Below are 25023 nucleotides of genomic sequence, written 5' to 3' on the forward strand. Positions count from 1 at the left end.
GTGTTCAGAGCGACATCGATGACCGGCTGGCCTTGCTGATAAGCCTTCACTCATGATCCGGGCTCGCCCGATAATGAGATTCATTATTATATGATAATGAGAAACAAAACAACCTCGCCCTGTAGGAGCGAGCCTGCTCGCGATGGTCTCCAAGGATGACGCTGGCTACTTGATACCCCGCGGTGCCTGTGACTCCATCGCGAGCAGGCTCGCTCCCACAGGAGATCAGGTGAGATAAAAAAAAAGGCGCGCCACCCAATCGGTGGCGCGCCTTTTGTGTGACGGTGGCGTTTAGCTGCCGGCGACCGTCATCCGCTCGATCAGTACCGACCCCGTGCGGATGTTGCTACGCAATTCCAGGTCGTTACCCACCGCGACGATCTGCTTGAACATGTCGCGCATGTTGCCGGCAATCGTCACTTCCTGGACCGCGAACTGGATCTCGCCGTTCTCGACCCAGTACCCCGCCGCACCGCGAGAGTAATCGCCGGTCACCATGTTCAGGCCCTGGCCCATCAGTTCGGTGACCAGCAGACCGCGACCCATGCGGCGCAGCAACGCCGCCTGATCTTCGTCGCCGTGGGTGACGAACAGGTTATGCACGCCACCCGCGTTGGCCGTGCTCGGCATCCCGAGTTTGCGACCGGAATAAGTGCTGAGGATGTAGGACACCAGCTCGCCATTTTCGACGAACGGTTTGGCGTAGGTCGCCAGGCCATCGCCATCGAACGCCGAGCTGCCCATGGCACGCATCAAGTGCGGACGCTCATCGATGGTCAGCCATTCCGGGAACAATTTCTGACCGAGCGTGCCTTCGAGGAACGACGATTTGCGGTACAGGCTGCCGCCGGAGATCGCCGACAGGAAACTGCCGAACAAGCCACCGGCCAGCTCGGCGGAAAACAGCACCGGCACTTCACAGGTCGGCACCGGGCGCGCGCCCAGACGACTCGCCGCCCGTTGCGCGGCACGCTGGCCGATGCTCACCGGGTCGGCCAGCAGGGTGCCCTGGCGGTTTACGTCGTACCAGTAATCGCGCTGCATCTGGCCATCGGCCTCGGCGATCATCACGCAGCTCAAGCTGTGACGTGTTGACGCGTAGCCGCCGATGAAGCCGTGGCTGTTGCCATAAACGCGGCAGCCTTGATGGGTGCTGAGGGTGGTGCCGTCGGCATTCTTGATCCGGCTGTCGGCAGCAAACGCGGCCGCCTCACAGCTCAAGGCCATCTCGATGGCTTGCTCCGGAGTGATGTCCCATTGGTGGAAGAGGTCGAAATCCTGCAAGTCCTTGGCCATCAGCGCGGCGTCCGCCAGACCGGAGGCTTCGTCTTCCGACGTGTGCCTGGCAATGGCCAGCGCCGCCGCGACGGTTTCACGAATCGCTTCGGAACCGCTGGCCGAAGTGCTGGCCGAGCCCTTGCGCTGGCCCACGTACAGGGTGATGCCAAAGCCCTGATCGCGGTTGAATTCGACGGTTTCGACTTCGCGCTGACGCACGGAAGTCGACAGGCCCTGCTCCAGGGAGACCGCCACTTCACAGGCACTGGCGCCCTGACGCTTGGCTTCAGCGATGATCTGCTCGACTTGTTCCTGCAGTGCCGGCAACGCTTGTGGGCCGACGCTTTCAACTGCACTCATGCTGTTCTCCACTCAAATTCTGCTTTCGGTAAAGGCCTTCGAGCGACCGGGCCGGACAAGCGGCCCCCGACTGGTTATCATGGCGGCGTTTCTTTGCGGACGGCCACCATGGTTGATTCTTACGACGACTCCCTCGATACGGGAGAAAAAAGCAAATCCCAGGTTAAACGCGAGCTGCATGCTCTGGTTGACCTCGGCGAGCGCCTTACAACGCTCAAGCCTGACCTGCTGGCAAAACTGCCATTGACCGACGCTTTGCGCCGGGCCTTGGCCGATGCGCCCAAGCACACCGCGAATATCGCGCGTAAACGGCACCTTCAATTCATCGGCAAACTGATGCGCGATCAGGACACTGACGCCATTCTGGTGTTGCTCGATCAACTCGATGCCTCCACTCGCCAGTACAACGAGCGCTTCCATAACCTGGAACGCTGGCGCGATCGCCTGATTGCCGGTGACGATGCCGTTCTGGAAAAATTCGTCGTCGACTACCCGGAGGCTGATCGCCAGCAATTGCGCTCCCTGATCCGTCAGGCCCAGCACGAGCTGGCGACCAACAAGCCACCGGCATCGAGCCGTAAAATCTTCAAGTACATCCGTGAGCTGGACGAGACTCAACGCGGCCTGCGCTGAGTCCCGAATCGGGTGAGTTGCCTCGCAGCTCACCCGAAGCTCCATCCTTTTACGACCCTGTGCCACCCACAGTGATCGCATCAATCTTCAGCGTTGGCTGGCCGACACCCACCGGCACCGACTGCCCGTCCTTGCCGCACGTGCCCACGCCGCTGTCCAGCGACAGATCGTTACCGACCATCGACACCTTGCTCATCGCTTCCGGCCCGTTGCCGATCAACGTCGCGCCTTTGACCGGAGCGGTGATCTTGCCGTCTTCGATCAGGTACGCTTCGCTGGTGGAGAACACGAACTTGCCGCTGGTGATGTCCACCTGTCCGCCGCCCAGGTTGGCGCAATAGATCCCGCGCTTCACCGAAGCAATGATTTCTGCCGGATCGCTCTCGCCGGCCAGCATGTAGGTGTTGGTCATGCGCGGCATCGGCAGGTGCGCGTAGGATTCGCGGCGGCCGTTGCCAGTGCGTGCCACGCCCATCAGGCGCGCGTTGAGCTTGTCCTGCATGTAGCCCTTGAGTACGCCGTTTTCGATCAGCGTGGTGCACTCGGTCGGCGTGCCTTCGTCATCGACACTCAGCGAACCGCGACGACCGGCGAGGGTGCCATCATCGACGATGGTGCAGAGCTTCGACGCAACCATTTCGCCCATGCGCCCGCTGTAGGCGGAGCTGCCCTTGCGGTTGAAATCACCTTCCAGACCGTGGCCGACCGCTTCGTGCAAGAGCACGCCAGACCAACCCGAACCCAACACCACCGGCAACGTACCGGCCGGCGCCGGGATAGCCTCCAGGTTGACCAACGCCTGGCGCAGCGCCTCACGGGCGTAGCTCATGGCGCGGTCTTCGGCGAGGAAATAACGGTAATCGGTGCGACCGCCGCCACCATGACCACCGCGCTCGCGGCGGCCATTCTGCTCGACGATCACGCTGACATTGAAGCGCACCAATGGGCGCACATCCGCCGCGAGGCTGCCGTCAGTCGACGCGACCAGAATGCGTTCCCAGACCCCGGCCATGCTCACGGTGACTTGCTGGATACGCGGGTCGAGGGCACGCGTGGCCACGTCGATGCGCTTGAGCAATTCGACTTTCTCGGCGCGGGTCAGCACTTCCAGCGGGTTGTCGGGCCCGTACAACTGGGCGACGTCCTGAGTGGTGAACGCCTGCACCGTGCCATTCTGCCCGGCGCGGGAGATCGAACGTGCCGCGCGAGCCGCCGCGCCGAGGGCTTCCAGGGTGATCGCGTTGCTGTAGGCAAACCCGGTTTTCTCACCGGATTGCGCGCGCACGCCGACGCCCTGGTCGAGGTTGAAGCTGCCTTCCTTGACGATCCCGTCTTCCAGCGCCCAAGACTCGGAAATCTGCCCCTGGAAATACAGGTCGGCGGCATCGATGCCCGGGCCGGCCAGATCGCCGAGCACGCCTTGCAGGCTCTCGATGGTCACGCCGCCAGGCGCTAACAGGTGGTCACTGACTGAGGACAACAACTCGCTCATATGCTTTACGCCTTAAATTCATCGTTCTGAGGCAGGTCGCTGGGCGCCCTGCGAGAAAAAGCGCCGGTGACTGGACACCGGCATCCGCGCCCGGATGGACGCCTGTTCGCTGCTATCGCGTTCGGCCAGCAGCACGGCCTCGCCTTGATCCTGTTGCGCCAGCACCCGGCCCCAAGGGTCGACAATCGCCGCATGGCCCCAGGTTTCTCGCGGCCCCGGATGCGTCCCACCCTGGGCAGCCGCAAGTACATAACACTGGGTCTCGATGGCCCGCGCACGTATCAGCACTTCCCAGTGCGCCGCGCCGGTAACCGCGGTGAAGGCCGACGGCGCGGTAATCAGCTCCGCACCGGCAGCACGCAATTCGCTGTACAGCTCCGGGAAACGCAGGTCGTAACAGACTGTCAGGCCGACTCGACCCACCGGTGTGTCTGCCACCACCACGCCACTGCCATAAGCATAGTCATCGGATTCACGATAGCGCCCGCGGGTGTCCGCCACGTCCACGTCGAACAGGTGCAGCTTGTCGTAGCGCGCCACCGTCTCGCCGTGGTCGTTGACCAGCAACGAGCAGGCGTGCACTTTCGCCGTCGGCTGATCCACCGGCGGCAACGGCAATGTGCCGGCCACTATCCATAACTTGAGGTCACGGGCGGTCTGTTTCAACCACGGAAGGATCGGACCGTCGCCCAATGCCTCGGCGCGGCCGATGTCGGCAATATCGCGGCGGCCCATGGCGGCGAAGTTTTCCGGCAACACAGCCAGCTTCGCGCCGCCGGTCGCTGCTTGTTCGAGCAGGCGACGGGCCTGGGCCAGATTGGCCAGCACATCGCTCTGGCTGACCATTTGAATCACCGCGACAGTCATTGCTTTACCGCCTTTCTGCAGGAGCGAGCTTGCTCGCGATGGGGGGGGTTAACGATAACGCGTTTTCTGGATAAGCGCGCCGCCATTGAGCCCTTCGTCGGAGCGCCGCCCGGAGCAGGCTCGCTCCCGCACCTGGTCCCCATCAGAACGGTTTGTCGAAGGTGATATTCGGCGCTTTCCACGGACCTTTAACGGTGTATTTCACGCTGGCGAAGCGCGCCACGCGGTCACCGATCAGCTTGTCGATCAGGAACAACGCGCCACCAATGGCCGGTGCGCCGACAATCAGCGCGGCAATCGGCAGGTTGTTGGTCACCGGCAGGGTCACCAGCAGTTTCGCATCGACCTGATCGCCCACCAGGTCCAGCGTGCCGTTGAGTTCCAGATTGCTCGACGGCCCGGTCAGCACGATCGGCTCGCGCGTCACGTAAACGCCGTTGGTCGCGACCAGCAAGCCTTTGACCCGGTCGTAACTCAAGCCTTTGCCGAACAGGTCGGAGAAGTCCAGGCGCAAACGGCGACCGATGGAGTTGAAGTTGAGCAGGCCAAATACCCGCAACGCCTGGGCGCCGCCCTCGACTTCAACAAACTGGCCTTTATTCAGTGACGCATCCAGGGTGCCGGAGAAACGCTTGGTGGCCAGCCAGGCCGGTGAGCCGGGCCAGCGACCATCGACGTCCATATGGAACTCTTCGCTGGTGACACTCGGCGCAAAGCCCCAGCCTTTCAGCACATCCGCCAGGTTCTTGCCGCTGATCCGGCCCTTGAACCAACTGTTGGACGTGCCGGGCACACCTTCCCAGCCGCCATTGCCCTGCAACAGGATGCCCTTGAGGCCCAGATCCAGCGTGTTGAGGGCAATGCCCTTGGCGGTCGGACGGACTTTCAGCGACCAGCCCCCGACCAGGTCCTGCCCCTGGAACAATTGATTGATGGTGATATCCAGCGCCGGGATCTTGCTCGGGTCGACGCTGGCCAGCGGATCCGGCGAGTTCTCATCGGCCAGGACCGTCGGATCCGGCGCAGGCAAGCGCACGTATTGCAGGTTGATCGCGATCGGCGCGGACTTGGCGTCGGGGAGGCTGGCGGTGCCCTTGACCTGCTGGCTGTCGAGCTGCAAGGCCCACGCGGTCGGCTTGCGGTTCAACTGCACCGACGCCTGATCCAGGGTGGTGCCGATGCCGCTGAGCTTGCCGACCTTGAAGTCGGCACTGCTGAGCAATTGTTTGGCGCTGCCGCCCGGGTCCTGGCCGGCATACTTATCCACCAGGTCTTTCCACGGGCCAACATCCAGCTCAGACAACACACCACGCACGCGCAGGCCTTTGCCACCGGGCAGCACGGCATCGCCATCACCGAGGAACAATTCGCCGCGACCGTCGGCAAAATTGCCGGGCGCAGCGGCGAAGGTGAAGCTCGCCAACTCACCGTATTTGACCCAGTACCGCCGCTCCTGGCCTTGCAGGGTCATGCGGAACATCGTGTCGCGCCCGACATCGGCCGCCATGCCGAACGGCGCCGGCAGATCGACAGCCACGCCTTTGAGGTTGGAATTGACCATCAACTGACTGTCGTCGCCTCCCAGGTTCAGTTGCAACTGGTACGGAATGACGCCGGACACGGGTAACGGCTGGGTCACGCTCAACCAGTCGGTGAGCTTCTTGACCTCGACCTGCCCGGACGCACTGACCCGTGTCTTGATGTTGCCGGGACTGCCGTCGGCGAAAATCTGCGCGGTGACCGGTTTGTCGAATGCGCGCGCGGTGATGTTCTGCCCGCTCAAACCCTTGTTGCTGTCGAAGCTGAAATCGCCTTTGAGCTGGGTCAGTTCGAGGGCTGGATCGGCGAGTTTCAAGCGGGCCTTGGCCGTCTTGAAGTCGACGAGAATCTTCGGCTGTTCGCCTTTTGCCAGCGGAATATCCAGTTTCAATTTGCCCTGCAGGTCGCCCTCGCCTTCCCACCCGGCAAAGGTGCTGGCCGTACCGATCGGTGCGTCCTGGAGGATTTTCAGGCCGTCGCCCAGTCCGCCGGCGAAGGCGCCGTCGAGCAACAGGTGAGCATTTTGCCCGGCGGGCGCGTGGGGGATGTTGACGTAGACGTCGCTGACCTGGGTGTCGAGCAATTGACCTTTGCTGGCCAGAATCCGCACGCCACTGTCTTCGATGAATACATCGCCACTGACCTTGCTCACATGCGGCCAGCCCGGCTGGAACGCCAGTTCGGCATCGTGGACCTTGAAGAACAGGCTGATGCTGCGAGCGGTATCGGCCGCGCCATGGTTCAACGAGCCTTGATACTGGAAGAAGCCCTGATCGACCGCGCCTTTGAGAATGGCGGTTCGCAGCCACTCGTCCAGCGCCGGGCTGAGCACTGCCGGCAGGTATTTGGCGGTGTATTTGCCGTCGCCGTCCACCAGGCCGACCCGCAGGTCCATGTAGTCTTCCTGGTTGTGATCGAAATGCAGGCGGATGAGGAAGTCGCCGGCAATCTTGCCCTCTTCGCCCAGCACCTTCAGATACGGTGCGATCAGGGTGAAACCTTCTTTGTCGAGTTTCCAGGTCAGGCGGGCGTTGGCCTGAATGTATTGCCACGGCTTGGCGAAGATCGGGTCCAGGTGCAGGACAAAATCCTTGCTGTCCATGCGCAGTTCGCCATGGCCCAAATCACCGCTGATGCTGCCGCTGACATTTCGCGCGGCCGGTGCGCCGTGATAGGCATCAAAGCCGACCTGATCGAGGTTGGCGGCAAAGCTTAACTTGGTGTCATCGGTGGCATTGGGCCGGAAATCCAGCAAGACGTTGCGTAAAGCGCCGGTCACCTTGAGCTTCTCGACGGCCGTGGCAACGCCTTCGGGCAATGGTCCCAAAGCATTCAAAAGCGGCGTCAGCGGCGTGAGGTCGAGGCGGTCGGCTTGCAGGTGCCAACGCTCGTCGGCCTTGTCGGTGGCCAGGCTTTGCTGGAGTTGCAGGTGCGATTCCCAGCGGGTCTCGCCAAGGTTCATCGCCAGGGAATCCAGCGTCACCAGGATGCCTTCGGAACTGCGCTGGAAGTAACCGTTGAGCGCCAGGTTGTTGATCAGGATCGGCTTGCGCTCGGCGTAGGCGCCCTTGAGCTGCGGCGCGTTCAAGCGGATCGCGCCACTCTGCAGCGCACCTTTGCTCCAATTGACCCAAAGTTCGCCACCGGCCTTGATCCTGGAAAAATTCCATTGCCGGGTCACACGCTCGGGCAGCCATTTCGACCAGTCGCTTTGCGGCAGGCTCAGGTAGGCTTCGGCCTCACCGTCCTTCCACTGGCTGGCGCGAATGCGCGTGCGCACGCTCATGGCCACCGGTTGGCCATCGGGCAACGTCAGTCGAGCATCGAGGCGCTGGCGGGAGGCGCCGGTCTTGAAGTTCAGGCCCACATAGGTGAAGGTCAGTGGCGGCTGGTCCAGTGGCTGCAAGGTCACCTGGCTGTCGAGCACTGACAATTGCTGCACACTCTGCATGCGATTGAGCAGTTGCTCCGGGTCCAGCGGCTGGTCCTGTTGCACCGGCAAGCCTTCCAGCGCCCACTGACCGTCCGCGCCTTCCTTGAGGCTGATCTTCAGGCCGTTGAGTTCCAGGTGGGCAATACGCACTTCGCGAGCCAGCAAACTGGCCCAGAGATCCGGCACCGCGCGCACCTTGTCCAGGCGCAGGGCATTGGCGCCCTCACCGACCGTCACGTCATGGGCCAGCAAGATCGGCGCGAAGCCCCGCCAGTTACCTTCCAGTTCGCCGATCTGCAGCGGCATGCCCAAGGCAGCACCGGCTTTGTCTTCAACCTCGGCCCGGTACTCGGCCAACAGTGGCGTCAACTCGCGGCCGAGACTGACGTAGAGCGCCATCAGCACCAAAGCCAACGCGCACAGGCCCAGACCCCAACGGGTCAGTGCGGCCAGTATGCGTGTCAGACGGTCCATGTCAGGTGGCTCCCATGGCGAAATTGCAAAAAGCTGAGGCCAGCTGTTCTAGTGGAGTGGTAACGCAACGATTCAGAGCAGCACCACGTCGTATTGTTCCTGGGAATACATGGTTTCGACCTGGAACCGAATGGTCCGTCCGATAAAACCTTCCAGCTCGGCGACATTGCCCGACTCTTCATCCAGCAGCCGATCGACGACTTTCTGGTTCGCCAATACACGATAGCCCTCCGCCTGATAGGCGCGAGCCTCGCGGAGGATTTCGCGGAAGATTTCGTAGCAAACCGTTTCTGGAGTCTTGAGCTTGCCGCGGCCCTGGCAGCTGCTGCACGGTTCGCACAACACTTGCTCGAGACTTTCGCGGGTGCGTTTGCGGGTCATCTGGACCAGGCCCAGCTCGGTGATGCCGATGATGTTGGTCTTGGCGTGATCGCGCTCCAGTTGCTTCTCAAGCGTGCGCAGCACCTGGCGCTGGTGCTCTTCATCTTCCATGTCGATGAAGTCGATGATGATGATCCCGCCCAGGTTGCGCAGGCGCAGTTGGCGAGCGATGGCGGTCGCGGCTTCGAGGTTGGTCTTGAAGATGGTTTCTTCAAGGTTGCGATGGCCGACAAACGCGCCGGTGTTGACGTCGATGGTGCTCATGGCTTCCGCCGGGTCAACCACCAGGTAGCCACCGGACTTCAACGGGACTTTGCGTTCGAGAGCTTTCTGGATTTCGTCTTCGACGCCGTACAGATCGAAGATCGGCCGCTCGCCCGGATAATGCTCCAGACGATCGGCGATTTCCGGCATCAGTTCAGCGACGAATTGCGTGGTTTTCTGGAAGGTTTCCCGGGAGTCGATGCGGATCTTCTCGATCTTCGGGCTCACCAGGTCGCGCAAGGTACGCAAGGCCAGGCCCAGGTCTTCATAGATCACACTCGGTGCGCCGATGGTCTTGATCTGCTCGTTGATCTGGTCCCAGAGCCGGCGTAGATAGCGGATGTCCATGAGAATTTCATCGGCACCCGCGCCCTCGGCGGCGGTGCGCAGGATGAAGCCGCCGGCTTCCTTGATGCCTTCTTTGGCCACGCAGTCGGTGACCACTTGCTTGAGGCGCTCGCGTTCGGCTTCGTCTTCGATCTTCAGGGAAATGCCGACGTGCGCAGTGCGTGGCATGTACACCAGGTAACGCGAAGGGATCGACAGTTGCGTGGTCAGGCGGGCGCCTTTCGAACCGATCGGGTCCTTGGTGACTTGCACCACCAGGCTCTGGCCTTCATGCACCAGCGCACTGATGCTCTCGACCGCCGGGCCTTCTCGCAGGGAAATTTCCGACGCATGAATGAACGCGGCGCGGTCCAGGCCGATGTCGACGAACGCCGCCTGCATGCCCGGCAAAACCCGCACGACCTTGCCTTTGTAAATGTTGCCGACGATGCCGCGCTTTTGCGTACGCTCGACGTGGACCTCTTGCAGAACACCGTTTTCAACCACCGCCACGCGCGATTCCATCGGCGTGATGTTGATCAGAATCTCTTCACTCATGGCAGGGTCTCGTTCAGGCATGTTCACGATAATGGCCGCATCTTGTCAGTACGGCGCTCAACGCGCGTCAAGGGTTTGCCAACAGGGTATGCCGAAATGGCCAAGCAGCTCCGAGGTTTCGCACAACGGCAGTCCGACCACCGCCGAGTAACTGCCATTGAGCCCGGCGACAAACACCGCGCCCAGCCCTTGAATACCGTAGCCGCCCGCCTTGTCCCGCGGTTCGCCGCTGGCCCAGTAGGCCGCCGCTTCATCGCGGTCGATGGCGCGAAAACGCACCAGGCTGCGCACCACCCGTGACTCGCAACGCTCGCCGTCAAGCACGGCAATCGCCGTCAGCACTTCGTGCTCGTGACCGGCCAACATCATAAGCATGGCGCACGCCTCGGCTTCGTCCACCGGTTTGCCGAGAATTTTCCCGTCCAGCACCACGGCGGTATCGGCGCCCAGCACGCAAAACGCCGCGTCGGACACGACCGCGCGGCGCCCGGCTTCAGCCTTGCCGCGCGCGAGGCGCTCGACATAGGCCGACGGCGATTCATGATTCAAAGGGGTTTCATCGATGTCCGCACTGATGGCGGAGAACGGCACGCCGATCTGCGTGAGCAGTTCACGCCGACGCGGCGAGCCTGAGGCGAGGAATAACAATTTCATCAAGACATCTCCCTGTTAGCGCCCTGCCTCACAAATACTGTTCCTTTTGGCGGCGTCTGTTGTTGCCACTGCGTTGCCGCTCGTTGCCTGGCAACAACAGCCACTCGCCAGAGAAGCAACGTATTTGCAAGGCAAGGCACCGGGCGAATGCCTGACCGATCAATTGATTTTGTAGCGTCGACGCAACCCGCGCAAACCAAAGCTGATCCACGGCCAGAGCAACGCACTGACCAGTGCCGGCAGGACCAGCGCCAGCGTTGGCTGACGGTTGCCGGTCAGGGCACTGAGCCAGAGTTGAACAAGCTGGGCGAGGCCAAAGATCACCAGGATCACCAGGCTCTGTTGCCACATCGGGAACATCCGCAGCCGCTGTTGCAACGACAGCACCAGGAATGTGATGAGCGTCAGGATCAAGGCGTTCTGGCCGAGCAACGTGCCGTAGAGCACGTCTTCGGCCAGGCCCAGGCACCACGCGGTGACCATGCCGACTTTCTGCGGCATGGCCAGTGCCCAGAAGGCCAGCAGCAAGGCGAGCCAAAGCGGACGGAGAATTTCCATGAATTGCGGCAGCGGAGAGACGCTGAGCAACAGGCCGACGGCGAACGTCAGCCAGACCATCCAGCCGTTTCGGGAGGCGGTAGCACCGACCATTATTCTCTTCCCCCTGGGGTGGCCGGCGCGGAGACAGGCGGTTTGGCTGCAGGCTTCACGGCAGCGGGTTGCGTCGCCGGTGGTTTGGCAGCCGGTGTCGTCGCGGGCGGTTTGGCGGTGGCAGGATGTGCCGCAGTGGGCTTCGCCGGCGTTGTGGCAGCAGGCTTGGCCGGAGTTGTGCTGGCCGGTGCCGTCGCAGGAGCAGCCGGGGCTGCGGCCGGAGTCACCGGCGCAGGTTTCGGCACGGTGGCGGGAACGATCGGCCCGCCGCCCTGCGCGTCCAGGTTTTCCTGGGCTTGCGCGGCGTCATTGGCGCGCTCTTCCGGCGTGCGGGTGTCGCTGAACACCAGCAGCAGGTAGCGGCTACGGTTCAACGCGGCTGTCGGCACGGCGCGGACAATCGCGAACGGTTGGCCGGAGTCGTGAATCACTTCCTTGACCGTTGCCACCGGGTAGCCCGCCGGAAAACGCTGACCCAGGCCGGAACTGACCAGCAGATCGCCTTCTTTAATGTCGGCGGTATCAGCCACGTGCCGCAGCTCCAGGCGTTCCGGGTTACCGGTGCCGCTGGCAATCGCCCGCAGACCGTTACGGTTTACCTGCACTGGAATGCTGTGGGTGGTGTCGGTCAGCAGCAACACCCGGGAGGTGTATGGCATCAACTCGACCACCTGGCCCATCAGGCCACGGGCATCGAGCACCGGCTGACCGAGGACCACACCGTCACGCTCACCTTTATTGATGATGATGCGATGGGTGAAAGGGTTGGGGTCCATGCCGATCAATTCGGCCACTTCGACCTTCTCGTTGACCAGCGCGGACGAATTGAGCAACTCGCGCAGCCGGACGTTCTGCTCGGTGAGGGCGGCCAGCTTTTGCATGCGCCCCTGCAACAGCAGGTTTTCGGTCTTGAGTTTTTCGTTTTCGGCGACCAGCTCGGTGCGGCTGCCAAACTGGCTGGCCACACCTTGCCATAGCCGCTGCGGCAGGTCGGTGACCCAGTAGGACTGCATCAACACCAGCGACATTTGGCTACGCACTGGCTTGAGCAGTGTGAAGCGGGCATCGACCACCATCAGCGCGATCGAAAGCACGACCAGCACCAACAAGCGCACGCCCAGTGAGGGACCTTTGGAGAAAAGCGGTTTAATGAGCCGCTCCTCCCAGGCAAATGTTCTCTTTACTCATACGGCAACAAACCGGCCTGGATGCAGAATGACAGAAGATAAACGCCAACAGGCGGCACTGCAAAGTGCCGCCTGCGCGCTCAACAGCCTAGATGCATCGGGCGAGATCACTCGCTCGACAGCAAGTCCATGGTGTGCTTATCCATCATTTCCAGGGCACGGCCACCGCCGCGAGCAACGCAGGTCAGTGGATCTTCGGCAACGATGACCGGCAGACCGGTTTCCTGGGCCAGCAGCTTGTCGAGGTCGCGCAGCAAGGCGCCACCACCGGTCAGCACCAGGCCACGCTCGGCGATATCGGAAGCCAGTTCCGGAGGCGATTGCTCCAGGGCACTTTTCACGGCCTGAACGATGGTCGCCAGGGACTCTTGCAGAGCTTCCAGCACTTCGTTGGAGTTCAGGGTGAATGCGCGTGGAACGCCTTCGGCCAGGTTACGGCCACGAACGTCGACTTCACGCACTTCGCCGCCCGGGTAGGCCGTACCGATTTCCTGCTTGATGCGCTCAGCGGTGGATTCGCCGATCAGGCTGCCGTAGTTGCGACGCACGTAGGTGATGATCGCTTCGTCGAAGCGGTCGCCGCCAACCCGTACGGATTCGGCGTAAACCACACCATTCAGGGAGATCAGCGCGATTTCAGTGGTACCGCCACCGATATCGACGACCATCGAACCGCGGGCTTCTTCAACCGGCAGGCCGGCACCGATCGCAGCCGCCATCGGCTCTTCGATCAGGAACACTTCACGGGCGCCGGCACCAAGGGCCGATTCACGGATGGCTCGACGCTCAACCTGGGTGGATTTGCAAGGCACGCAGATAAGCACACGAGGGCTCGGCTGCAAAAAGCTGTTTTCGTGAACCTTGTTGATGAAGTATTGCAGCATCTTTTCGCAGACGCTGAAGTCGGCAATGACGCCATCCTTCATCGGACGAATGGCTGCGATGTTGCCCGGCGTACGGCCGAGCATGCGCTTGGCCTCGGTGCCGACAGCAACGACACTTTTCTGGTTACCGTGTGTCCGAATAGCCACAACCGATGGCTCATTCAGGACGATGCCGCGCTCGCGCACGTAAATAAGGGTGTTGGCAGTGCCCAGGTCAATGGAAAGATCGCTGGAAAACATGCCACGCAGTTTCTTGAACATGGGAAAGGGACCCTAGGCAACGCGTGGGTAAAAAAAGTGCGGCAAACTCTAACAACGACAGGGATTTTGGGCAAGGCGCCAATATGTTAAATTGGCCGCTTTTCTGTGCACCAAGCCCCACAATCGCGGCCTTATGACCGTAGAAGTGCGGTAGTGTTCCGACAACACTAACACACGGACACCGTCCGTTCTGTTTTCCACTGGAGATTCCCATGGCGCTTGAACGCTCCGACGTGGAAAAAATCGCTCATCTGGCCTGTCTTGGCCTCGATGATGCCGATCTTCCACATATTACTTCGGCCCTGAACAGCATTCTTGGCCTGGTCGACGAAATGCAGGCGGTCAATACCGACGGTATCGAACCGCTCGCCCACCCACTGGAAGCCAGCCAGCGCCTGCGTGCAGACGTCGTGACCGAGATCAATCATCGCGAGGCCTATCAGTCCATCGCACCAGCGGTCGAAAACGGCCTGTACCTGGTTCCGAAAGTCATCGACTAAAGGGAAAGAGCCTGCAATGCATCAATTGACTCTGGCCGAGATCGCCCGCGGACTCGCCGATAAAAAGTTTTCTGCCGAAGAGCTGACCAAAACCCTGCTGGCGCGTATCGCCCAGCTCGATCCGCAGCTCAACAGCTTCATCAGCCTCACCGAAGACCTGGCGCTCCAGCAGGCCAAAGCTGCTGATGCGCGTCGCGCCAATGGTGAGAGCGGCGCCCTGCTTGGCGCGCCCATCGCCCATAAAGACCTGTTCTGCACACAAGGCATCCGCACCAGCTGCGGCTCGAAGATGCTCGACAACTTCAAGGCCCCGTACGACGCCACCGTCGTCGCCAAACTGGCCGCTGCGGGCGCGGTGACCCTGGGCAAGACCAACATGGACGAATTCGCCATGGGTTCGGCCAACGAGTCGAGCTACTACGGCGCCGTGAAAAACCCCTGGAACCTGGAACACGTGCCGGGCGGTTCTTCCGGCGGTTCGGCGGCGGCAGTGGCCGCGCGCCTGCTGCCAGCGGCCACCGGCACCGACACTGGCGGCTCGATTCGCCAGCCAGCGGCGCTGACCAACCTGACCGGCCTGAAACCGACGTACGGTCGCGTTTCGCGCTGGGGCATGATCGCCTACGCGTCCAGCCTCGATCAGGGTGGCCCTCTGGCGCGCACCGCCGAAGACTGCGCCATCCTGCTGCAAGGCATGGCCGGTTTCGACCCGCAGGACTCCACCAGCATCGACGAGCCCGTGCCTGATTACAGCGCCAGCCTCAACGGTTCGCTGCAAGGCCTGCGCATCGGCGTGCCGAAGGAATACTTCAGCGCCGGTCTCGATCCGCGCATTGCCGATTTGATCCACGACAGCGTCAAGGCGCTGGAAAAGCTCGGCGCCGTGATCAAGGAAATCAGCCTGCCGAACATGCAGCACGCGATTCCGGCGTACTACGTGATCGCCCCGGCGGAAGCCTCGTCCAACCTGTCGCGTTTCGACGGTGTGCGTTTCGGCTACCGCTGTGAAGACCCGAAAAACCTGATCGACCTGTACAAGCGTTCCCGTGGCGAAGGTTTCGGCCCGGAAGTGCAGCGCCGGATCATGGTCGGCGCCTATGCGCTGTCGGCCGGCTACTACGACGCCTACTACCTGAAGGCGCAGAAGATCCGTCGCCTGATCAAGAACGACTTCATGACCGCCTTCAACGAGGTCGACATCATCCTCGGCCCGACCACGCCGAACCCGGCCTGGAAGCTCGGCGCCAAGAACAGCGACCCGGTCGCTGCATACCTGGAAGACGTCTACACCATCACCGCCAACCTCGCTGGCCTGCCGGGCTTGTCGATGCCGGCCGGTTTCGTCGACGGTCTGCCGGTTGGCGTGCAACTGCTCGCCCCGTATTTCCAGGAAGGCCGCTTGCTCAACGTTGCGCACCAGTATCAGCTCAACACTGACTGGCACACCCGCACCCCAACCGGCTTCTGAGGAGAAACACATGCAATGGGAAGTCGTGATCGGGCTGGAGATTCACACCCAGCTCACCACCCGGTCGAAAATCTTTTCCGGTAGTTCCACCACCTTCGGTTCCGAGCCGAACACCCAGGCCAGCCTGGTTGACCTCGGCATGCCCGGCGTATTGCCGGTGCTGAACCAGGAAGCGGTGCGCATGGCGGTGATGTTCGGCCTGGCGATTGACGCCGAGATCGGCCAGCACAACGTGTTCGCCCGCAAAAACTATTTCTACCCGGACCTGCCGAAGGGCTACCAGATCAGCCAGATGGAATTGCCGATCGTCGGCAAGGGCCACCTGGACATCGCCCTGGAAGACGGCACGGTCAAACGTGTCGGTATCACCCGGGCGCACCTGGAAGAAGACGCCGGTAAAAGCCTGCACGAAGAGTTCAACGGCGCCACCGGCATCGACCTGAACCGCGCCGGCACGCCGCTGCTGGAAATCGTCTCCGAGCCGGACATGCGCAGCGCCAAGGAAGCCGTGGCCTACGTCAAGGCGATCCACGCGCTGGTGCGTTACCTGGGCATCTGCGACGGCAACATGGCCGAAGGTTCGCTGCGTTGCGACTGCAACGTGTCGATCCGTCCAAAGGGCCAGGCTGAATTCGGCACCCGCTGCGAGATCAAGAACGTCAACTCGTTCCGCTTCATCGAGAAGGCGATCAACACCGAAGTACAGCGCCAGATCGAACTGATCGAAGACGGCGGCAAGGTGATCCAGCAGACCCGCCTGTACGATCCGAACAAGGACGAAACCCGTCCGATGCGTAGCAAGGAGGAAGCCAACGACTACCGTTACTTCCCCGATCCGGACCTGCTGCCGGTGGTCATCGAGGACTCGTTCCTCAATGACGTGCGCGCGACACTGCCGGAATTGCCGCCGCAGAAGCGCGAGCGCTTCCAGGCGCAGTTCGGCCTGTCGATCTATGACGCCAGCGTCCTGGCCACCAGCCGTGAGCAAGCCGATTACTTCGAGCAAGTCGTGAGCATCAGCGGCGACGCCAAACTGGCGGCGAACTGGGTGATGGTCGAGTTGGGCAGCCTGCTCAACAAGCAAGGCCTGGACATCGACGAGTCGCCGGTGTCGGCCGAGCAACTGGGCGGCATGCTGCTGCGCATCAAGGACAACACCATCTCCGGCAAGATCGCCAAGGTGGTGTTCGAAGCCATGGCCAACGGGGAAGGCAGCGCCGACGAGATCATCGACAAGCGCGGCCTCAAGCAAGTGACCGACAGCGGTGCGATCTCCGCCGTGCTGGACGAAATGCTTGCAGCCAACGCCGAGCAGGTCGAGCAATACCGCGCGGCAGACGAAGCCAAACGCGGCAAGATGTTCGGCTTCTTCGTCGGCCAGGCCATGAAAGCCTCCAAAGGCAAGGCCAACCCGCAACAGGTCAACGAACTGCTGAAAAGCAAGCTCGAAGGCTGATGAGTATGGAGCCAGCATTCAATTCTGGCTCCACGCCCTGTGGGAGCCAGCCTGCTGGCGATAGCGGTCTGACATTCAACATTTCCATGTCTGTCACTCCGCGATCGCCAGCAGGCCGGCTCCCACATTTGTTTTCGGGAAACCTTGAATGAAGCATCTACTCGGCCTTTGCGCCCTGCTCTCGCTGCTGGCCGGTTGCGCCAGCACGGACATCGTCGATCCCCATGGCTACGACCAGACCGGCGTGGCGTCCTATTACGGCGCCAAACACCAAGGCAAACGCACCGCCAGTGGCGAGCGTTTCGACAAGAATACCCTGACCGCCGCCCACCGCCAGCTCCCCTTCGGCACGCGGGTGAAGGTCACCAATCTGAAAAACGACAAGTCCTGCGTGGTCCGCATCAATGATCGCGGGCCGCACACCCGCGGGCGCCTGATCGACGTGTCCCACGAAGCCGCCGAGCGACTGGGCATGCTCGGCAGCGGCACCGCACGGGTTCGTGTGCAGGCCCTCGACGACTGACCACCGGAGCCGCGACCATTTTCGGACTTGCCGACTTACCCCTGCTCAGCGTGCTTGAACTGCTCAGCGGCCTGGTGCTGCTGATCGCCGGCGCCGAACTGATGGTGCGCGCCGCCGTGCGTCTGGCCGCGCGCCTGCACGTACGGCCGCTGATCATCGGCCTGACCATCGTCGCCCTCGGCAGCAGCGCACCGCAGATGGCGGTCAGCTTGCAAGCCACCCTGGCGCAAAACGCCGACATCGCCGTCGGCAGCGTGATCGGCAGCAGCATCTTCAACATCCTCGTCACCCTCGGTCTTTCGGCGCTGATCATTCCGCTGCGGGTCTCGCGGCAACTGGTGCGCCTGGACATCCCGCTGATGATCGGTGCCAGCCTGCTGGTGTTCGTGCTGGCATGGAATGAAGAACTGACCCGTGTCGACGGCGTGCTGTTGCTGACGGCCCTGGCGCTTTATCTGGCGTTGCTCCTGCGCCAGTCGCGGCATTCCACCCGGCCGCATTCGAGCCCCCAGGAAGGCCAGGAAGTGCCATGGCTCAGCAGCCTGCTGATGATTGTCGTCGGCCTCGCGATGCTGGTATATGCCGGGCACTTGTTACTGGGCGCGGCCGTTTCAGTGGCCACCGACCTGGGCCTCTCGGAGCGCATCATCGGCCTGACCATCGTCGCCGTCAGCACCTCCCTGCCGGAACTCGCCACTTCGTTGATCGCCGCGTTGCGCGGCCAGCGCGACATCGCCGTGGGCAACGTGATCGGCAGCAACCTGTTCAACCTGCTGGGCGTGCTCGGCGTGACCGCGTTGATTGCGCCGTCGCCGTTGTCGGTCTCACCCAATGCACTGGATTTCGATTTGCCGGTGATGCTCGGCGTCGCGGCGTTGTGCCTGCCGGTGTTTTATTCCGGTTATCGGGTAACCCGCGCCGAAGGTCTGCTGTTTCTCGGTTTGTACCTGGCTTACGGTCTGCACGTGGTGTCGTTCACCACCGGCATGCCGCTGGCCGGCAAGCTTGAGCACCTGATGCTGTTTTTCGTCCTGCCGGCGCTGGTGGCGTTCCTGCTGTTCACGTCGCTACGCGCCTGGCGTCGCCAACATCACAAGAGGGAATTGCCATGACCGATGCTAAAAAACCGGGCGTTGAAGTACGCCGCCAAGTGATGGGCGACGCGTTCGTCGACCGCGCACTGGGCAATGCCACCGAGTTCACCCAGCCGCTGCAGGATTTCGTCAACGAACACGCCTGGGGCAGCGTGTGGAATCGCGAAGGGCTGCCGCTGAAAACCCGCAGCCTGATTACCCTCGCCGCGCTGACCGCGCTGAAGTGCCCGCAGGAATTGAAGGGCCACGTGCGTGGCGCGTTGAACAACGGTTGCACGGCGGAAGAGATTCGCGAGGCGTTGCTGCATTGCGCGGTGTATGCGGGCGTACCGGCGGCGATCGATGCGTTTCGGGCGGCGCAGGAAGTGATTGATAGCTATCAGAAGCCGGAGTAAGTCGCCGGGGGGTGTGGTGACGGTTCGGCCGTCTTCGCGAGCAAGCCCGCTCTCACATTGGGTCAAGCCGTACACAAATGTTGTGTTCGCTGGAAATCAAATGTGGGAGCGGGCTTGCTCGCGAAGAGGCCCCGAAGAACACCGCAAATCCCGAAGCTAAATCCACCCACCCCACTGCAACAAAAAGATCCCGATATTGGTGGTCACCGCCGCCATCAACGTGGTGATCACAATGATCGCCGCCGCCAGTTCATGATTGCCGTTGGCCTGACGCGCCATGACAAAACTCGCTGCAGCCGTCGGGCTGCCGAAGTACAGGAACAGAATCCCCAGTTCCGCCCCGCGAAAGCCCCAGAGCCACGCCCCCAGCGTGGCCACCACCGGCAGGCCGATCATCTTCACCAGGCTGGAACTCAGCGCCATCGAACCGCTTTTGCGCATCGCCGCCAGCGACAACGTGCCGCCAATGCAGATCAACGCCAGGGGCAACGTGGTTTGCGCCAGGTATTGCCCGGACGTCTCCAGCCAACCCGGCAGGCTGATCTTGAAATAGGCAAACGGCGCCGCCGCAAACACGCTGATGATCAGCGGGTTGTTCATCACGCTTTTGCAGATGCTCCACGGATCGGACTTGATCACCGGGCTGTACACCGCCAACACGATGGTCGACAGGGTGTTGTAGAACAGGATCACCAGCGCCGCGAGAATCGCCCCGAGGGAAATCCCGTAATCGCCGTACATGCTCGCCGCCAGCGCGAGGCCGATCACACCGTTGTTGCCGCGGAAGGCGCCCTGGGTATAAATCCCGCGATCTTCACGCGGGCACTTGAGGATCGCCCAGCCCCAGGCGATGGCGAAGCTGACCAGTGTGGCAATCGAGAAATAGATTAGCAGCGCCGGTTGCAGCGCGGCGTGCAGGTCGGCATGCAGGATGCCCAGAAACAGCAACGCCGGCATGGTGACGTTGAACACCAGGGCCGACGCGGTGTGGATGAAATTGTCGTTGATCCAGTTGATGCGCTTGAGCAGCACACCGAGAAACAGCATGGCAAACACCGGCGCGGTGATGTTGAGGGTTTCGAGGAAGATTGCCAGCATGCCGGAGAGGACCTTGGGTGGGCGTCGTTAGGGGCGAATGATAAGCCACCCGGGACGTTGGCGTCTGGGAGATCGCCTTCGCGAGCAGGCTCGCTCCCACAGGGAATCTTTTTGTTGCACCTAAGATCACTGTGGGAGCCAGCCTGCTGGCGATGAACGATAACGCGGTATCAGGTGATCGGCGCCGGGTTGAACAGGGTGATGTCGTTATGCAGCTTGTGCTGCTCGGCCCACGTCTGCTTCTTCCCGCTGGCCACATCCAGGTAGTAGTGGAACAACTCCCAGCCAAGCTCTTCGATCGACGCCCGCCCGGTCGCGATCCGCCCGGCATCGATGTCGATCAGGTCCGGCCAGCGCTGCGCCAGTTCGGTCCGGGTCGACACCTTAACCACCGGCGCCATCGCCAGACCATACGGCGTACCGCGCCCGGTGGTGAACACATGCAGGTTCATCCCCGCCGCCAGCTGCAACGTGCCGCAGACAAAATCGCTGGCCGGGGTCGCGCAGAAAATCAGGCCTTTGCGCTTGAAGCGCTCGCCAGGGCCGAGCACCCCGTTGATAGCGCTGCTGCCGGATTTGACGATCGAGCCCAGTGACTTCTCGACGATGTTCGACAGCCCGCCCTTCTTGTTACCCGGCGTGGTGTTGGCGCTGCGATCCGCTTCGCCCTTGGCCAGGTAACGGTCGTACCAGTCCATTTCCCGCACCAGTTCCTGGGCGACTTCCTCGGTTTCGGCACGGGAGGTCAGCAGGTAGATCGCGTCGCGCACTTCGGTGACTTCGGAGAACATCACCGTCGCGCCGGCCCGCAGCAACAAGTCCGAGGCGTAACCTAGCGCCGGGTTGGCGGTGATGCCGGAAAACGCATCGCTGCCGCCGCATTGCATGCCGAGGATCAGCTCGGACGCCGGCACGGTTTCCCGACGGCGCTGATCGAGCTTTTTCAAACGGGTCTCGGCCAGCGCCATGATCTGCTCGATCATCTCGGTGAAACCATGACTCGAATCCTGCAAGCGATACAGCCACGGCTCGCTCAGATCCACCGAGCTGTCGTTGTCGTGCATGACCTGCCCGGCCTGCAATTTCTCGCAGCCGAGGCTGATCACCAGCGCTTCGCCGCCCAGGTTCGGGTTGCGTGCGAGGTTGCGCACGGTGCGGATCGGGATGTACGCGTCAGTCGCCGTGATCGCTACGCCGCAGCCGTAGCTGTGGGTCAGCGCGACCACGTCATCGACGTTCGGATACTTGGGCAGCAACTCGTCCTTGATGCGCTTGACCGCATGATCGAGCACCCCGGTGACGCACTGGACCGTGGTGGTGATCCCGAGAATGTTGCGCGTGCCGACGGTGCCGTCGGCATTGCGATAACCCTCGAACGTGAAGCCTTCCAGCGGTGCCTGCGCGGCCGGCACTTCGGTGGACAGCGGCAGGCTGTCCAGCGGTGGCGCGGTCGGCATGCGCAGTTGATCTTCCTTGACCCAGCTGCCGCGTGGAATCGGCTGCAACGCATAGCCGATGGTCTGGCCGTAGCGAATCACCTGGCCACCCTCGGGAATGTCTTCCAGGGTGACCTTGTGGCTCTGAGGCACGAAGTCCACCGTCACCAGGCCGTCCGGAAATTCGGTACCGGCGGGTACTCCCTGGTCATTGACCACGATCACGACATTGTCCCGCTGGTGCAGGCGGATGTAGCGCGGCGAGTCGGAATGTTCAATCAACTGCATGACGCCGCTCCTCAGGAATGCGCTTGAGACAATTTGTTCTGAATTTCAGGACCGCTGACTGGCGGCTCCTTGAGTACCACACGCTTGATCGGGCCGACGATCACCAGGTAGCTGAACACCGCGACCAAGGCGTTGCAACCGACGAACACCAGCGCCCATTTGAACGAGCCGGTGGAGCTGATGATGTAGCCGATCACGATCGGCGTGGTGATCGACGCGATGTTGCCAAACATGTTGAACAGGCCGCCACTCAACCCGGCGATCTGTTTTGGCGAGGTGTCCGACACGACCGCCCAGCCCAGTGCGCCGACGCCTTTGCCGAAGAAAGCCAGGGCCATGAAGCCGACCACCATCCATTCGATGTCCACGTAGTTGCAGGCCACGATGCTGCTGGAGACCAGCAACCCGGCGATGATCGGCGCCTTGCGGGCGAACGTCAGCGAGTGACCCTTGCGCAGCAGGTAATCGGAAATCACCCCGCCGAGCACGCCACCGATGAAGCCGCAGATGGCCGGCAACGAGGCAATGAAACCTGCCTTGAGGATAGTCATGCCGCGCTCCTGCACCAGGTATACCGGGAACCAGGTCAGGAAGAAGTAGGTGATGCCGTTAATGCAGTATTGGCCAAGGTACACGCCAAGCATCATGCGGTTGGTCAGCAACTGGCGGATGTAGTCCCACTTCGGGCCGTCGACCTTTTTACCCGCTGCTTTGTCCTGGTCCATGTCGACCATGCCGCCGTTGTCGGCGATGTGCTTGAACTCGGCGTCGTTGATCATCGGGTGCTGGCGCGGGCTGTGGATAACTTTCAGCCAGATCAGCGAGAACACGATGCCGATCCCGCCCATCACCACAAACACGTGCTGCCAGCCGAAGGTGTAGACGATCCAGCCCATCAACGGCGCGAACAACACGGTGGCGAAGTATTGCGCCGAGTTGAAGATCGCCGACGCCGTGCCGCGCTCGGCAGTCGGGAACCAGGCCGCGACGATGCGCGCGTTGCCGGGGAAGGACGGCGCTTCGGCCAGGCCTACCAGGAAGCGCAGCATGAACAGGGCGACGATTGCCGTAGACATGCCGAACTCGCCGACATAACCCTGCAGCACAGTGAACAGCGACCAGGTGAAAATGCTCAGCGCGTAGACTTTTTTCGAGCCGAAACGGTCCAGCAGCCAGCCACCGGGAATTTGCCCGGCCACGTAGGCCCAACCGAATGCGGAAAAGATGTAGCCGAGGGTGACCGCGTCAATGCCGAGGTCTTTTTGCAGGCTGGAGCCCGCGATGGCGATGGTGGCCCGGTCGGCGTAGTTGATCGTGGTCACCAGGAAAAGCATGAGCAATATCAAATAGCGGACGTGGGTCGGCTTGGTCGCTTGCATGTAGAGGTACTCCCACTGATTATTTTTATGCGGGGTGAAACTGATTTTTACCTGTAGGAGCGAGCTTGCTCGCGATGGTCGCAAGGACGCGGCGGGCAACCTGATGCCCCGCGTCTTCGTTGACCACCAGCGCGAGCAGGCTCGCTCCTACAGGCGATTGCGGTATCGAAGTCGATACCGCAGGTTTGCGATTACGAACCGATGTAGCTGGTTTTCACGACCGTGTAGAACTCTTGCGCGTAGCGACCTTGCTCGCGGGAACCATACGATGAACCTTTACGCCCACCGAACGGAACGTGGTAGTCCACGCCGGCCGTCGGCAGGTTGACCATCACCATCCCGGCCTGGGAGTGGCGCTTGAAGTGGTTGGCGTACTTCAGCGATGTGGTGGCGATGCCCGCCGACAGACCGAACTCGGTGTCGTTGGCCATGGCCAGTGCCGCGTCGTAATCGGCGACGCGAACGACGTTGGCCACCGGGCCGAAGATCTCTTCGCGGCTGATCCGCATCGCGGCTTCGCTGTCGGCAAACAGCGTTGGCGCGAGGTAGTAGCCTTCGGTGTCGCAGGTCACCAGACCACCGCCGCTCACCAGGCGCGCACCTTCGGACTGGCCGATGTCGATGTACTTCATGTCTTGTTCAAGCTGTGCCTGCGAAACCACCGGACCAATGTCGGTACCGGTTTTCAGCGCGTGACCGACCTTGATCGACTTCATGCGCTCGGCCATGGCGTCGACGAACTGGTCGTGGATGCCGGCGGTGACGATGAAGCGGCTCGACGCGGTGCAACGCTGACCGGTGGAGTAGAACGCGCTCTGCACCGACAGCTCGACCGCTTGTTTCAGGTCGGCGTCATCTAGAATGATCTGCGGGTTCTTGCCACCCATTTCCAGCTGGACCTTGGCCTGGCGCGACACGCAGCTGACGGCGATCTGACGACCGACACCGACGGAGCCGGTGAAGCTGATGCCATCGACTTTCGGGCTCTGCACCAGCGCATCACCCACCACGCGGCCGCTGCCCATCACCAGGTTGAACACACCGGCCGGAAAGCCTGCGCGGGAGATGATTTCAGCCAGGGCCCAGGCGCAACCCGGCACCAGGTCGGCCGGCTTCAGCACGACGCAGTTACCGTAGGCCAGGGCCGGAGCGATTTTCCACGCCGGTATCGCGATCGGGAAGTTCCACGGGGTGATCAAGCCCACCACGCCCAACGCTTCACGGGTGACTTCGACGTTGACGCCCGGACGCACCGACGGCAGGTAGTCGCCGGACAGGCGCAGGGTTTCACCCGCGAAGAATTTGAAGATGTTGCCGGCGCGGGTCACTTCGCCGATGGCTTCCGGCAGGGTCTTGCCCTCTTCCCGGGCCAGCAAGGTGCCGAGTTCTTCGCGACGGGCGAGGATTTCAGTACCGACCTTGTCCAGCGAATCGTGACGAGCCTGAATGCCCGACGTCGACCAGGCCGGGAACGCAGCCCGAGCGGCGTCGATGGCAGCATGGACCTGGGTCAGATCGGCCTTGGCGTATTCACCGATGGTATCGGTCAGTTCGGACGGGTTGATGTTGGCGCAGTAATCGCTGCCGGCAACCCACTCGCCGTTGATGTAGTTATCAAAACGCTTTGCATTTGCCACGGAATA

General features: G+C 62.0%; 20 protein-coding genes. 7 read left to right on the top strand and 13 right to left on the bottom strand.

What is annotated here, in order from left to right; translation table 11 throughout:
* Positions 1–291 precede the first annotated feature (291 nt).
* A complete protein-coding gene (gene pmbA, locus NTD84_RS21655; RefSeq protein WP_262169782.1) occupies positions 292–1638 on the bottom strand; it encodes a metalloprotease PmbA in 1347 nt (448 codons plus the stop codon).
* A gap of 108 nt (positions 1639–1746) precedes the next feature.
* On the opposite strand from pmbA, the gene yjgA reads away from it, so the two are divergent.
* Positions 1747–2271, top strand: coding sequence for a ribosome biogenesis factor YjgA (gene yjgA, locus NTD84_RS21660; protein ID WP_262169784.1), 525 nt, complete (start codon positions 1747–1749; stop codon positions 2269–2271).
* Between the two features lie 49 nt (positions 2272–2320).
* Here the strand turns inward: yjgA and tldD are convergent, their stop codons facing one another.
* From tldD to mreB, 8 genes are all read right to left on the bottom strand, one after another.
* A complete protein-coding gene (tldD, locus tag NTD84_RS21665) occupies positions 2321–3763 on the bottom strand; it encodes a metalloprotease TldD (RefSeq protein WP_262169787.1) in 1443 nt (480 codons plus the stop codon).
* Between the two features lie 18 nt (positions 3764–3781).
* Entirely contained in the window at positions 3782–4630 is an 849-nt protein-coding gene (locus NTD84_RS21670) for a carbon-nitrogen hydrolase family protein (RefSeq protein WP_262169789.1), read from the bottom strand.
* A gap of 142 nt (positions 4631–4772) precedes the next feature.
* A complete protein-coding gene (locus tag NTD84_RS21675; RefSeq protein WP_262169790.1) occupies positions 4773–8576 on the bottom strand; it encodes a YhdP family protein in 3804 nt (1267 codons plus the stop codon).
* A 72-nt stretch (positions 8577–8648) separates the two neighbouring features.
* Positions 8649–10106 (bottom strand): ribonuclease G, encoded by a 1458-nt coding sequence (gene rng / locus NTD84_RS21680; protein WP_010463355.1) that lies wholly within the window; start codon positions 10104–10106, stop codon positions 8649–8651.
* 57 nt (positions 10107–10163) lie between these two features.
* The gene (locus tag NTD84_RS21685; protein WP_262169791.1) at positions 10164–10760 is read right to left on the bottom strand and encodes a Maf family protein; all 597 of its coding nucleotides are present in this window, start codon (positions 10758–10760) and stop codon (positions 10164–10166) included.
* Between the two features lie 159 nt (positions 10761–10919).
* The gene (gene mreD / locus NTD84_RS21690) at positions 10920–11411 is read right to left on the bottom strand and encodes a rod shape-determining protein MreD (RefSeq protein WP_262169792.1); all 492 of its coding nucleotides are present in this window, start codon (positions 11409–11411) and stop codon (positions 10920–10922) included.
* Entirely contained in the window at positions 11411–12562 is a 1152-nt protein-coding gene (mreC, locus tag NTD84_RS21695; RefSeq protein WP_262170057.1) for a rod shape-determining protein MreC, read from the bottom strand. Before mreC ends, mreD begins: the two co-directional genes overlap by 1 nt.
* A gap of 143 nt (positions 12563–12705) precedes the next feature.
* Positions 12706–13743 carry a rod shape-determining protein MreB gene (gene mreB, locus NTD84_RS21700; protein ID WP_002555108.1) on the bottom strand — a complete coding sequence of 346 codons (1038 nt, stop codon included), beginning with the start codon at positions 13741–13743 and terminating at the stop codon, positions 12706–12708.
* 212 nt (positions 13744–13955) lie between these two features.
* On the opposite strand from mreB, the gene gatC reads away from it, so the two are divergent.
* The 6 genes from gatC to NTD84_RS21730 all read left to right on the top strand — a co-directional run bounded on the left by gatC (position 13956) and on the right by NTD84_RS21730 (position 19179).
* Positions 13956–14243: an Asp-tRNA(Asn)/Glu-tRNA(Gln) amidotransferase subunit GatC gene (gatC, locus tag NTD84_RS21705; protein WP_262169793.1), complete on the top strand. Its 288-nt coding sequence runs from the start codon at positions 13956–13958 to the stop codon at positions 14241–14243.
* 16 nt (positions 14244–14259) lie between these two features.
* Positions 14260–15711 (top strand): Asp-tRNA(Asn)/Glu-tRNA(Gln) amidotransferase subunit GatA, encoded by a 1452-nt coding sequence (gene gatA, locus NTD84_RS21710; protein ID WP_262169794.1) that lies wholly within the window; start codon positions 14260–14262, stop codon positions 15709–15711.
* A 10-nt stretch (positions 15712–15721) separates the two neighbouring features.
* Positions 15722–17167 (top strand): Asp-tRNA(Asn)/Glu-tRNA(Gln) amidotransferase subunit GatB, encoded by a 1446-nt coding sequence (gene gatB, locus NTD84_RS21715; protein WP_262169795.1) that lies wholly within the window; start codon positions 15722–15724, stop codon positions 17165–17167.
* Positions 17168–17315: 148 nt separating this feature from the next.
* The gene (locus NTD84_RS21720; RefSeq protein ID WP_262169796.1) at positions 17316–17690 is read left to right on the top strand and encodes a septal ring lytic transglycosylase RlpA family protein; all 375 of its coding nucleotides are present in this window, start codon (positions 17316–17318) and stop codon (positions 17688–17690) included.
* Between the two features lie 50 nt (positions 17691–17740).
* Positions 17741–18802 carry a calcium/sodium antiporter gene (locus tag NTD84_RS21725; RefSeq protein WP_262169797.1) on the top strand — a complete coding sequence of 354 codons (1062 nt, stop codon included), beginning with the start codon at positions 17741–17743 and terminating at the stop codon, positions 18800–18802.
* Positions 18799–19179 (top strand): carboxymuconolactone decarboxylase family protein, encoded by a 381-nt coding sequence (locus NTD84_RS21730; protein WP_262169800.1) that lies wholly within the window; start codon positions 18799–18801, stop codon positions 19177–19179. The genes NTD84_RS21725 and NTD84_RS21730 overlap by 4 nt, the downstream gene beginning before the upstream one ends.
* 156 nt (positions 19180–19335) lie before the next feature.
* Here NTD84_RS21730 and NTD84_RS21735 read toward each other — a convergent pair whose 3' ends face one another.
* The 4 genes from NTD84_RS21735 to NTD84_RS21750 form a co-directional block, all read right to left on the bottom strand.
* On the bottom strand, positions 19336–20277 hold the full coding sequence (locus tag NTD84_RS21735) for an AEC family transporter (protein WP_262169803.1): 942 nt from the start codon (positions 20275–20277) through the stop codon (positions 19336–19338).
* Positions 20278–20447: 170 nt separating this feature from the next.
* Positions 20448–22001: a galactarate dehydratase gene (gene garD / locus NTD84_RS21740; protein WP_262169806.1), complete on the bottom strand. Its 1554-nt coding sequence runs from the start codon at positions 21999–22001 to the stop codon at positions 20448–20450.
* A gap of 11 nt (positions 22002–22012) precedes the next feature.
* Complete coding sequence (locus tag NTD84_RS21745) at positions 22013–23380, bottom strand: MFS transporter (RefSeq protein ID WP_262169809.1); 1368 nt, start codon at positions 23378–23380, stop codon at positions 22013–22015.
* A 191-nt stretch (positions 23381–23571) separates the two neighbouring features.
* Complete coding sequence (locus NTD84_RS21750; RefSeq protein ID WP_262169811.1) at positions 23572–25017, bottom strand: aldehyde dehydrogenase family protein; 1446 nt, start codon at positions 25015–25017, stop codon at positions 23572–23574.
* Between the last annotated feature and the right edge of the window lie 6 nt (positions 25018–25023).

The organism is Pseudomonas sp. 14P_8.1_Bac3, assembly GCF_025466085.1.
GTDB lineage: Bacteria > Pseudomonadota > Gammaproteobacteria > Pseudomonadales > Pseudomonadaceae > Aquipseudomonas.